Annotated in this window: 8 protein-coding genes; 1 reads left to right on the top strand and 7 read right to left on the bottom strand. The window is 67.5% G+C overall.

The window, feature by feature from the left end; genetic code table 11:
* Positions 1–33: 33 nt before the first annotated feature.
* The 7 genes from PYR72_RS03615 to PYR72_RS03585 all read right to left on the bottom strand — a co-directional run bounded on the left by PYR72_RS03615 (position 34) and on the right by PYR72_RS03585 (position 8,811).
* On the bottom strand, positions 34–1,677 hold the full coding sequence (locus tag PYR72_RS03615) for a glycoside hydrolase 43 family protein (protein ID WP_275453829.1): 1,644 nt from the start codon (positions 1,675–1,677) through the stop codon (positions 34–36).
* Positions 1,678–1,761: 84 nt separating this feature from the next.
* The gene (locus PYR72_RS03610; protein ID WP_275453828.1) at positions 1,762–2,178 is read right to left on the bottom strand and encodes a hypothetical protein; all 417 of its coding nucleotides are present in this window, start codon (positions 2,176–2,178) and stop codon (positions 1,762–1,764) included.
* 800 nt (positions 2,179–2,978) lie between these two features.
* Complete coding sequence (locus tag PYR72_RS03605) at positions 2,979–4,580, bottom strand: HAMP domain-containing sensor histidine kinase (protein WP_275453827.1); 1,602 nt, start codon at positions 4,578–4,580, stop codon at positions 2,979–2,981.
* Positions 4,577–5,329, bottom strand: coding sequence for a response regulator transcription factor (locus tag PYR72_RS03600; protein ID WP_275453826.1), 753 nt, complete (start codon positions 5,327–5,329; stop codon positions 4,577–4,579). Before PYR72_RS03600 ends, PYR72_RS03605 begins: the two co-directional genes overlap by 4 nt.
* 226 nt (positions 5,330–5,555) lie before the next feature.
* The gene (locus tag PYR72_RS03595; RefSeq protein ID WP_275453825.1) at positions 5,556–7,301 is read right to left on the bottom strand and encodes a CotH kinase family protein; all 1,746 of its coding nucleotides are present in this window, start codon (positions 7,299–7,301) and stop codon (positions 5,556–5,558) included.
* Positions 7,301–7,978: a DUF4956 domain-containing protein gene (locus PYR72_RS03590; RefSeq protein ID WP_275453824.1), complete on the bottom strand. Its 678-nt coding sequence runs from the start codon at positions 7,976–7,978 to the stop codon at positions 7,301–7,303. The genes PYR72_RS03595 and PYR72_RS03590 overlap by 1 nt, the downstream gene beginning before the upstream one ends.
* Positions 7,975–8,811 (bottom strand): polyphosphate polymerase domain-containing protein, encoded by an 837-nt coding sequence (locus PYR72_RS03585; protein ID WP_275453823.1) that lies wholly within the window; start codon positions 8,809–8,811, stop codon positions 7,975–7,977. Before PYR72_RS03585 ends, PYR72_RS03590 begins: the two co-directional genes overlap by 4 nt.
* Positions 8,812–10,127: 1,316 nt before the next feature.
* Here PYR72_RS03585 and PYR72_RS03580 point away from each other — a divergent pair.
* Positions 10,128–12,053, top strand: coding sequence for an alpha-L-fucosidase (locus PYR72_RS03580; protein WP_275453822.1), 1,926 nt, complete (start codon positions 10,128–10,130; stop codon positions 12,051–12,053).
* Positions 12,054–12,059: the final 6 nt, after the last annotated feature.

Here is a 12,059-nt window from a genome sequence, read left to right as displayed (position 1 = left end):
CGGTGCTCCGGCGACCACACAGAGGGTGTCCGGTCAGGGGCCGGTCAGTTCGAATCGGGTGACCTTGACCGAGCCGCCGAGCGCCTGGGTTGCGTAGTTGAAGACGGCGTACCGGTAGCCCATGAAGAACCGCCATTCGTTGCCCATCGTGAACGCGGGCCCGAGACGGACGAAGGTGGTGCCGTCGGTGCTGTAAGAGAAGGTTCCCGGTCGGGCAGCGCCGGGGCGGATGTCCGCGTCCGCACGCAGCCAGACGCGGCTCCCCGAGAGGGTGGCGCTCGCGACCTCGGTGCCGGTACCGGTGGTGTTGTAGCTGCTGTCCATGGTCAGGCCGTTCACCATGACCACACGCGTCGCGCCGCCGTCGCGCTTGACGCCGATCCAGGCCGAGGAGTTGCGCAGCAGCGCGAGCCCGGCGCGGTCGCCCTCCTTCATGGCGGAGTGGTCTAGCTGGATCGTCGCGGTGGACGTGGGGCCCTGGATGCGGTGGGTGAGGGTGTTCCGGGCCCAGTACAGGTCGTCCGTGACCGTGGCGGTCCGGAGGGTCAGGCCGTTGTTGACGGACCACTTGCTGTTGTCGGGGTTGTGGTTCCACTCCCACTTCGGTGTGAGGGTCGTCCCGCTGAAGGTGTCGACGCCGGTCAGGGGCGTGACCTGGCGGGGCGGGGTCGGGACGGCGGGGGTGGGGTACGAGACGCCCCAGGTGTTGCCGACGAGCTGTACGGTCGGCCAGCCGTCCGAGGTCCAGGTGATCGGGGCGAGGACGGGGATGCGACCGCCGGGGTAGGCGTCGACGAAAGCCATGTAGTACCAGGCGCCGTTCTGCGTCTGGACGAGTCCGCCCTGGTGCGGGACCCCGCCGCCGGAGACCGGGCCGGGTAGGTCGAGGAGGACCTGCCGCAGGGTGTAGGGCCCGAAGGGGCCGGTGGTGGACTTCAGGACGTACTGCCCGTTCGCCGGACGGGTGAGGAAGATGTAGTGGTTGCCGTTGATCCTGTAGAAGCGGGAGCCCTCCAGGGCGCCGACACTCGATGGTGTGGTGAAGACCTGCTGGGTCCGGACCTGACTGCGTCCGTCCGCGGAGAGTTGGGCGACGTTGATGGTGGTGTTGCCGTAGGCCACGTACATGGTGTCGTCATCATCGATGAGCAGGCCCGCGTCGAAGTAGGCGTTGTCGATCGTCGTGAGCCTGCTCCAGGTGCTTTCGACGGACATGGCGGTGTAGATGTACGTCTTGGAGAAGTCGATCTGCCCCAGCCAGTAGAACGTCTTGTTGCTCGGGCGGTAGTTGAGGGACGAGGCCCAGACGCCCCTGACGTAGCCCCGGGCGCCGTTCAGGTCGTACTTCGCGCCGAAGTCCAGCGTCGGCACGGAGTGGCCGGCGAACTCCCAGTTGACCAGGTCGTAACTGCGCAGGACGGGTGCCCCCGGCGAGTAGTGCATGGTGGAGGCCGAGCAGTAATAGGTGTTGCCGACACGGATGATGTCGATGTCCGCGAAGTCCTGCCAGATCACCGGGTTGTTGTAGGAGGCGGCGACGGCCTCGGGACTCGCGGCGGTGGGCCTGGACGCTTCCGCGCGTGCTTCGGGCGCGGCAGGTAACGAGGCCCCGGCCAACAGACCGGTGGCCGCGGCCAGCGTTGAGCGGCGACTGTGTTCTCGGTTGAGCCATGACATGGGTGATCGTTCTCCTTGAACGACGGGACGAGGTGTCGCCGGGTGGCGGTCGTGTGCGGGTTGCCGGAACGGGGTCGGGACGCCTCAGCAGGCGTTGTTCGTCCGGGGCAGCAGTCCCAGACGCCAGGGAAGCCGGGAGTAGTCACCGTCGGCGGACGGGTGGAGGCTCTGCCGGAGGAGTTGCATACGACAGAAGGCGATGGTCATGGTCTGGTCGTTGCCGTCGCGGGCGAAGGGTTGGCCTCGGCGGCGGCCAAGGGCGTCCCCCGGCCGGGGAGGGCCTGCGGGGTAAAGGAGAGGTAGAGGACCGTCGCCGCCGGTCGCCTCCCGGAGGAGCCCGTCGGTCTCCTGGACGCCATGGGCCGCGGCGCCCTCGAACAGGGCGAGTTTGGAGTCCTGGACGACGAGTCGGGTGTCGCGGAAGCCGCTGGGGAACTTGCCGACGCTGGTCTTCGAGCAGTGCACATGATCGTTCGCGTCAGCGGAGAACAAGTAGCGCATGGCGCCGTCGCAGATGATCCAGTAGTCGGGAGTGCCGGCGGGGCCCCGGCCTGCTATTGGTTTGTGAAGCCGTTGTGGGCCGGCCTCCGACCTCCCGAGGTGCCGAGGGTCGTCATGAAGACGTGCCCCTCGCCGTCGGCGCGGGTCACCGTGGGATCTTCGACGGGGACGACCGGGTGGTTCGCGTCGGGCCTGGAGGCGATCAGCTGTTCGGCGGAAGACCAACGGAAGCTGCTCGGCAACCGTGCGGCGGTGCTGGTTCCGCCCGTCCCCGGGCCCCGGGCCCACTGCGGAAGACGGCTCCGGAAGGAGGGCGACGAGTGACATCGCCGGCTTCGGCGGGACGATCAGGGCTGCGCCGTGAGGGCGTGGGCGAAGGTGTTGTGTGTCCACAGGCATACGGACTCCATGGGTGGTCGGGGCCCGCCTTACGGCCACCATGCGCGTCGTCGTGCGTCCGGCGTGGTGGCGCGTCGGAGGGCCTTGCCGGTGCGGATGATGCGGGTGCTGTCATGCCTGGGTCGTGCCGCGTGCACGGATCGGCCCGACAATCACGTTCGATATTTCGACCGTCGACCGACCAGTCGGTCACCATGGATACTAGAAGGCTCAGGGAGAGCGTCAATACCTCTCGCACCGAACGCCTTCATCCGGCTCCCCACGAGCGGACGACGGAGTCGGCGCCGAGCCACGGTAGCGCGCTGTCGCCTCAGCGGCGGCGCCGGCACTCCGTCCCCTTGTCGACCGCGGTCGAGTGCCCTGCGACGACGGACGAAGACCGCTTGACAATCCTCCGGCAGCTACTGCTTCCCCCGCGTACGGAGGTCACCGTCACGGTGCCCGCCCGGCACGCATCGGTGATCGTTCCGTTCCCCGGGGCGGGCGAGGGGAAGAAGAAGGCGGAAGGTGCAGCCCCGGCCGGGAAGGGTGTCCAGTTCCAGCCGTCCGCCGTGGGACTCGGCGATGGCCGACGCGATGGCGAGGCCGAGGCCGGACCCCGCCTCGGCCTCCACGCCGCGACCGTCGGCGGCCCGGTAGAACCGGTCGAAGACATGGCGTGCCTCGTCCGGTGCGATGCCGGGGCCGCCGTCGGAGACCTCGACCACGCACACGGGGACGCCCGGCGGCAGCGGCGGACAGACGCTGTTCCGTCCGGGGCGGTCCGCGCCCATGGCTCCCGCGCCGGTCCACGCCGTGCCGACCCCGACACGGACCCAGGTCCCGTCGGGGGTGTGGGTGCAGGCGTTGGCCAGGAGGTTCTCGATCACCTGAGCCAGCTGGTGCGGATCACCGAGCGTCTCCACAACAGAGAGTTCGCCGTCCGGGTCGGCCTCGTGACTGTCGCCCACCGGCTCCAGCCCGACACGGTGACTGGAATGACGTACGGCGGCTGTCGTCACCGCGTCTGCGGCCAGGGCGAGCATGTCGACGATCTCGCGATTCGGCGGTGGCGCGTCGCCGAGTTTGGCGAGCGTGAACAGATCGCCCACCAGACGTGTCATGCGGTCGGCGTTGCGCGCGATCTGCTCGTACGCCTCGATGCGCCGTCGGTCGCTCATCCCGGGCTCATGGAGGAGGAGTTCGGCGAAGCCCTGGATCGAGGTGAGTGGTGTTCGCAACTCGTGGCCGGAGTCCGCCATGAAGTGGCTCAGACTGGTCTCGGACGCCTCGGCTCGTCGCCGGGCGGCGCGCAATCGGTCGAGCATGGTGTTCAGCGCCAGACCGAGGCGACCGACCTCGGTTTTCGGGTCGAGTGCGGGAACACCGAGGTCCGGCGCGCCGTCCGTGATGCGCTGAGCCGCGTGCTCGATCCTGGTGAGCGGTCTCAGGCCGAGACGGACGGCGGCGTTGCTCAGCAGAACGACACCGACGGCGACACTCGCGTCCAGCGTGAGGCCGAACCAGAGGAGTTTGTCGGTCGCGCCGTCCACGGTGTCCAGGGGGAGCGCCACCACGGCACGCATGTTCCGGGGCCCGGAGTCCGCGACGAGGCGCCAACTCCGTTCCTGGTTCCCGGTCTCGTCCCGTAGCGTGACGGGTTCGCCGTCGGACAGTTGCAGACCGGCGCTTGTCTCCGGCAGGGGTGGGCCCGCCCCGTTGCCGAGGGAGTCGGCGAGCAGGAGTCCGTCCGTGCCGTAGAAGTACACGTGGTAGTCCGAGGGCAGGCCGTCGTCAGGGTCGGGATGTCGCAGGACCCCGGTATCGGCGATCTGCCGGTACACATGGGTGGGGGGACGGAAGTCGAGGAGCCGGTCGTCGGTCTGGTCGATGAGCCAGGACCGCAGCGCGATCAGCCCGGCGACCTGGCACACGAGAACCGCCGCCGCGGCCGACAGACAGGAGATCCCTATGAGGCGTCCGCGCAGGGAGCGTGGGAACGGCGGTCGCGGCCACCTTCTCACGGGGCGACCATTCCGGCTGCCTGGCGTGGCAGGCGCAGGCAGTAGCCGACCCCTCGGACGGTGTGGATCAGAGCGGGTGGTGTCTGGTCGATCTTGCGGCGGAGGTTCTTCACATACGTGTCGACGATGCGGGTGTCGCCCGCGAAGTCGTACTTCCAGACCAGCCGTAGGATCTCGGCCTTCTCCAGCACACGCTCGGGATGGGACAACAGACAGGTCAGCAGCCGGAACTCGGTGGGAGACAGCTTCAGCGACCGGTCCGCACGCCGCACGTCGTGTGTGCCCTCGTCCAGGGTCAGATCGGCATAGCGCAGCTCCGGGCGGCGGCTCCACGCAGACGCGGGCACGCTGCCGCGACGCAGGATGGCCCGGATTCGCAGCAGTACCTCCTGCACATGGAAGGGCTTGGTCACGTAGTCGTCACCGCCGGAGCTGAGCCCGACGATCCGGTCCTCGATCTCGCTGCGGGCGGTGAGGAACAGGACAGGGGTGTACACACCCAGCGTCCTTAACTCCCGGGTCAGCGCGAACCCGTCGGTGTCCGGGAGCATCACGTCCATCACGATGAGGCCCGGGCTGCCGCGGCCCGCTTCGAACATGGCCTCCTGCCCGGTGCCGACGGCCACCACCGCGTAACCCGCTGCGCGCAGGGCGGACGTGAGCAGGGCGCGTATGCCCGGGTCGTCCTCCACCACCAGGACGGTGTGGCGGGAACCGGGTGCCCACAGGGCGGCAGAGTTCTGGCTCATGGGTGCGACTCACCTCGGGCATCTGGGCAGGCCGGGCCCGTGGGCCTGGCCTGGGACGGAGGCGTGATGCTAGCCGCGGTTCCTGTGCGGGACATGAGTGAGGGGTCCTCGCCCATGAGCACACGATGAGAGCGTGCCAGGTGCGAGGACCCCTGGGGGCCGGTCGGTGAGGGGGGCCGGCATCCCGGGCGGGTACGACAGACGGGAAGCCCGGGATGCCGGTGTCTCAGCCGGTCACCTGCGGGTCCTCGGCGAGTGCCTCGGTCCGCTGGGTGACGGTCTGTTTCAGGGCCGAGGCAGCGGATTCCAGGCCTTCGCTGTCGGCCCCGGCCGCCTGGGCCTCGTCGGAGACGCTCTGCAGCGCGTCGGTGGCGGTCCCTGACGCGTAGAGCTTCTCGTAGAGCGACCGGTAGGCGTCCTTGTAGACGCTGTCCAGGGCATCGGACTCCAGGAATCGTTCCTTGAGGATGTGCCCCGAAGAGAATCCACCACCACCGGCGCGGTTCTGGCCTTCGTCACCCTCACCCTGGCCGCCGCCGGTGGCTCCGCCCGGCATTCCCTCGGGCGCCCCTTCGGGCATGTCCTGTGGAGCACCGGAGGGCATGCCCTGTGGAGTACCGGACGCTTCACCGTCCTGTCCGACGGGTGGCGTGCCGTTCGCTCCTCCATCGCCCTGGCCTCCGCCTCCGCCTCCGCCTCCTCCGCCGAGGCTGAAGGTGTCGTCCGGCCCGGCCGTGGCGTCCCCGCTGAAGGTGAGGTTGTAGTCCCAGCCGAGGACGGAGAACTTCTCGGTGTCCAGGTCGTACCACAGCAGGTAGTTCTTGCCGGGTCCGGCCATGTCGTCGGCGTTCATCAGCAGGTTCTGCATGGCGACGTAGTTGGCCAGGGAATCGACGTCCACGTACTTGTCGAGATCCTGCTCGAACTCCTCGTCGGAAGCGTTGTTGACCCACTTGACGAGCTTCATGACCGGTTCGAGGTCCTGGCTGCCCTTCTTGTTCAGCTGCTTGAAGGACGACTCGTAGTCGGTCGGGTCATCGCCGGTGTAGGAGAAGCTGCCTCCCGCCTTCGCCTTGTAGAGCACCCCGTCGCCCATGTCGTCCGCATAGTCGGTGTCGGGGCTCTCGACCATCAGGCGTGTCACGGCCGGCCGGTTGTTCACCTGTACGGACGCGAAGCCGAACTCCTCGGCCTTCTGACCGCTCTCCTCGGTCAGCGACAGCGAGAGCGCCTCGTTCAGCGGCACCTGCTCGTCGCTGCCCGGCCTGAGCGAGATCTCCCGCTCTCCCTGGTAGGCGCGCCCCTCGACATACTCGTCGATCTTGATGAGCCAGGGCAGTTCCTCGGGCTTGTCCTCGGACAGGTTGTACGACACCATGCCGCCGCCTCCGCCCCTCGTGTTCTGGGCGCCGTCCTGACCGTCGGTTCCGTCGGCCGTCGTGTCCCCGTCCCTGCCTGTGGTCCCGCTCGCTGCTCCGCCCGTTGCGCCTCCCTCGGGCTCACCTGCGTCTTGGGGAGCGCCCTGCGCGGCGTTCGGCGCGGTCCGGCCGCCACCGGGCATGCCCGAAGTGCCGCGCAGGGACATCAGTGTGGAGTTTCCCTTCAACCGGATTCCGACATCCTCCAGATAGACGCCGTCGATCGTGAGGTCGGCCTCTATGTAGTCCTTGGTGCCGTCGTCGCGGAACTCCTTCATCATCTTCTCGAACTTGCTCTGGTCGTAGGTGAGCTGGATCGAGTGCGACACCGTCCGGTCGTAGAGGTCCACCGTGCCCTTGACATCGTCGGTGATGGGGTCGGCTTCCACCTGTGATGCCGAGGTGACGTATGGGGAGATGCGCGCGTCGCCGAGGAAGTACACCATCGACGCGAGTCCGACGCCCAGCGCGGCGGCCGGCCTCCAGTGGTGGCGCAAACGGACGGGCAGCCGGTCTCGCACGCGTCGCTTGAACGCCCGGGAACGGCCGGCCATCACAGATCGGTCGTGTCGTAGCCGGTCAGGACTGTCACCCGCTGCCCGGACGTGCGTGCCTGCAGTGCCGACACCAGATCGCCCGGCTCGGTGCCCTTCTTCATACGGACGGTGTAGAACACCTCGTTGAGCGCCCCGCCCCGAATTGTCTCGGTGCTCACCAGTTCGAACTCGCTGGTGTACTTGATCAGCACGTCGGTGATGGCCGGAGTGTAGTTCTCACCGGCCGGTACCTGGACCTTGACGACCTGACGCTGGACGTTGAGCGCGAACCAGTTGAACTTGAACATGATGACGACGACCGTGCAGATCACCACGGCGCCGACTGCGGCCAGGGTGTAGAAGCGGGCGCCGCAGGCCATGCCGATCGCCATCGCCAGGAAGACGAAGCCGACGTCCCTGGTTTCCTTGATCGCGTTGCGGAAGCGAATCACGGACAATGCGCCGACCAATGAGAACGCCCGGGCCAGGTTCGATCCGACCACCAACATGATCAACGCGACGATCATGCCGACGATGACGAGGGTCTGGACGTACGACTGGCTGTAGGAGACGTTCCGGTGCGTGTAGCGGTACACGTAGCCGATCACCGTGCTCAGGATGAACGACAGCGCCATCGCCGCCACCACGTCGGCCACGCTGAAGGTGCCGCTGAGTTCCTGCAGTTCGAAATTCACTGTGCTCCTGCCTTCATCGGCGCTTCCGGCGCCGGCCGCTCGTGTGGCGGCTGTTGTGCGGGGGTGGGAGGCGGGTAGTCCGCCTCGTTGACATGGAAGACCGACCGGGGCGCCAGGCCGAACGCCTCGACGGACTGGACGTACTTGGAGATCCGGACGAGGTTCAGGTTCCGGCGGGCCGCGAGATCCGTGATCCAGTGCGGAGTACGCTCGTTCACCTTGATCTCCATCACCGAAAGGTGCGGCGGGATGGTGAATCTGTTCTCGGGTGTGGAGATCCCGAAGTGGAAGTCCCGGTCCCGGCCGCGGACCCGCCGGTCGAAGGTCACGCGCAGACCGGTGTCCGCGTCGCGCCCCACCAGAGCCTCACGCTGGTAGCCGGTGATCGCGGTGGGCTGCAGGTTCAGTCGGACGATCAGTTCCAGCACCTCCTGGATGAAGGCACTCTCCTTCGGCGAGTGCTCCACCATCTCCCGGCCGTCACACAGTCGGCGGGCGACCTCGTAGGGCAGGGTGATGCGGCGCTTCTGCGTGACCCGGTTGACCCGCTGCTTGATCTCCACGCACACCGGTGACTCCTCGGTGACGCCGTCGAGGTTGCCGTAGTGGCGGATGCGCAGCTTGCGCCGGAACTTCAGTCCCTCGATCTTCTCCCAGTAGAAGCGGAGTTGCGGGGTGTCGTAGTACAGGCTCCACACCCCGTAGCCGCCGACCGGGCTGTGCAGGTCCCGGTCCATCCGCTCGGCCAACTCGTCACGGATGTCGGCCGCCTGTTCGACCGGTACGAGATACTTCAGTTCGAACCGGTTGAACGCGTGCAGCCGACTGGCCACGTGCAGTGGAGCCTCGTCCCCGTGTTCGGCGTTGCCGCTGCCCGCGTCAGTCCGAGCCTCGCGGGCCCGAGCATGTTTGGGTGCGGCTGTCTTCGACCGGAACACCATCTGCCTCCTTGCTCTCCGTGCGGACCAGCCAGCGACGTATACGCAACCAGCGGCTCATGAAGGGCCCATGAAAATGGCGGGTGTATTGCAGGAGTCCTTGAGGTGATCGGAAGATGAACGTCAGTGTCTGGTGTCGATCGCCGGAGCGCATGGACCGCGATCGGGTCCTGCCGGTCGGCAGCCTGCGGATCCCGTCGCTCGTACGCGATGCGTCGCACAAGCGACGGGCTTCCTGGCGCAGCCGCCCCCCTCTGGTCACGGCTCGCCCGCTGACTCCTTCCTCCGGTTACCGGTCGCGCCTGCGCATCGGTCCGCCCGACGTCGGCGCGTGCCGGTGCCCAGTGCGTCGGTCGATTGAGTCCGGTTCACGGCGACGGATCCCGCGGCGGTCCCGGCCGAGCGCGCGTCGTGGCGACGACGGCAGGGTGAGCGAGCGTGAGGGCGGCATGGGCGACGACACCATGCCGACATGGCTGTCCACAGGGGTTCTTCCCATGCGGCTGGCGAGCGGGACAGCGTCGCCCCCCTCGTGGGGGACGGATGCCTCCTCGGCGCCGGGGGAGATGGTCCGTGCCGCGGTCTTCGCCGGGGGTGGTGCCGACGCCGGTGTGAAGGGCACCCATTCGCTACCGCAATGGAAGCCTGACTGACTACCCCTGCTGGCCTCGTCGGTGATCATGCTCGGACCACTTTCCTCGACTCTGACGTGTTCACGCGGACGCGGGCCGGTCGGCCGGAGGGGTGTGGGCTCCATCTTCCAGAGCGGCTCCGTCGTGGGTGTCATGCCCTCGGCGGGCGCCGACGTGACGTCCTACCGAGGGCGATTCCCGCGAAACATGGGATGAGTGGCGGGAGTGAAATGGAGTAAATGGGACATGAAGGGTCGGGTGTTGAGGTTGATGCGTTTTTCATCCCAGCAAGATGGTTGACATGGTCCGGTTCCATGCAAGAAGTTCAAGCCTGACATCCGGCGACGCCCGCACCGTGGCCGGCTGGCACCCCTGCGACTGCGCGTGGACGTCGACAGCGCGGGTCTGCCATTCGCTCGGCGGGCGGCAACACGTGTTCCGCGGAATCGGGAGGGCCACCCCACGGCATGACCCTGCATCACTTCTGCAGGCCGTCAGCAGTCCACCCACGACCCGTTGCCTCCGAGGGGCGCCCTCGGTGCCGGACAAACGCACCCATGTGAAACCAGGAGCCAGACCATGCCGCCAGGAAGCCCGTCCCGCCGTTCCGTCCTGACCGCCGCCGGAGTCACCGCCGCGGCTACGGCGATGCCCGCCTTCACCGCCTCCTCCGCGGTGGCCGCCAACAGTTCGAAGTCGGCGCTGAGAAGGCTCGTGGACATGCGGTTCGGCATGTTCAACCACTTCAACATGGGGACGTTCACCGACGAGGAGTGGGCCGCGCCCAACCAGAGCCCTGCTCTCTTCGCTCCTCCCAGCGTGGACTGCGCGCAGTGGGCCAAGGCCGCCAAGGCCGCGGGGATGAGCTACGGGGTGCTCACCACCAAGCACCACGACGGCTTCTGCCTCTGGCCGACGAAGTACAACGACTACAACGTCGCCAAGAGTGGTTACAAGCGCGACATCGTCGACCAGTACGTGAAGGCGTTCCGGGCGGAGGGACTCCGCATCGGTCTCTACTTCTCGATCTGGGACCGCTCGTACAGTGTGCAGGGGTACGACACCCGGCACGGGGTGGGGGCCGACCAGACCATCGTGCCCGGTGACATGACCTACATGCTCAACCAGATCACCGAACTGCTGACCAACTACGGCGAGATCGACATGTTCGTCACGGACGGCTACGGCTGGCAGATGGGCCAGCAGGCCGTCTCGTACCAGCGGATCCGCGAGCACGTGAAGTCCCTTCAGCCGGACATCGTCATGATCGACCACGGCGGTCTCTCGGTGCCGTTCCTCGGCGACGCGATCTACTTCGAGGAGCCGTTGGGCATCACGGCGCCGGAGGGGAACACGCATGCCGCGATACAGGGGCAGACGATCAGCGACGGATGGTTCTGGCATCCCTCGACGCCGAAGACCAACCCCATCAGCAAGGCGTCGATCCTGTCCCATCTGGTGGATCTGGAGCCGAAGTACACCTCGTTCATCCTCAACTGCCCGCCCAACCGCGACGGCAGACTGGACGACAACATCGTGAAGAGGCTGGCCGAAGTGGGTGCGGTCTGGCGGCCCGACACATCCCGCCCGAAGCTGCCCGAGCAACTGCCGCGCGCCGAGCACCCGGTGACACCGGTCAGCGCCTACGCCACCGGTTTCCACGACGGCGAGGGCCCGATGAACGCGATCGACGGGCTCAGCGACAGGAACTTCGAGACCTGCTGGTCCACCTGGAACCTGCGCCTGCCGCACTCGATCACCATCGATCTCGGCGGGGTGTGGAGCAATGTGTCCACGCTCGAATACCTGCCGAAGCAGTGGGGCCGCAACAACTCCAGTGACGGGGACATCATCTCGTACAAGATCTCCACCAGCACCGACGGCAGCAGCTTCACGGAAGTGGGGGGCGGCATCTGGGGCGGCAGCAGGGCCCTCAAGGTCGTGGAATGGAGTCCGCGCCAGGTGGGGTTCGTGCGGATCGAGGCCGTGGAGGGCACCGGCGGCTACTCGAACATGGGGGGTGTGCGGATCGGCGGCAGGAAGAAGAAGCCCGTTCTGGTGTCGCGTGTCCTGCCGGGCAACGCGACGGTGTACCAACTGGTGAACCGTGCCAGCGGCAAGGTGGCCGACGTTCTCGGGGACGGCACCGCCAACGGCACCGAAGTGCGTCAGCAGCCCTGGCGGAACCAGTCGAGCCAGAAGTGGACCTTCGTCTCCACGGGCGACGGCTACTACCGCATCCGGGGCGTGAGCAGTGGCAAGGTCCTGGAGGTGGCCGGTCTGTCGCGGGCGAACGGTGGCAAGGCGGGCATCTGGTCGGACGACAGCGTTCCGCAGCAGCACTGGGCCGTGACGCCGACCGGTGACGGCTACTTCTACCTCACCAACCGGCTCTCCGGGCTCGCCCTCAACGTCGACAACGGATCGACGGCGGACGGCGCGGACATCAACCAGTGGACCTACACGCGGGCAGAGCGGCAGCAGTGGCGGATCGTGACCGTGTGACCGTGT

The sequence above is a fragment of the Streptomyces sp. VNUA24 genome (genome assembly GCF_029167005.1).
Lineage (GTDB): Bacteria > Actinomycetota > Actinomycetes > Streptomycetales > Streptomycetaceae > Streptomyces > Streptomyces scabiei.
This window is presented reverse-complemented; position numbering and strand designations above follow the sequence as displayed.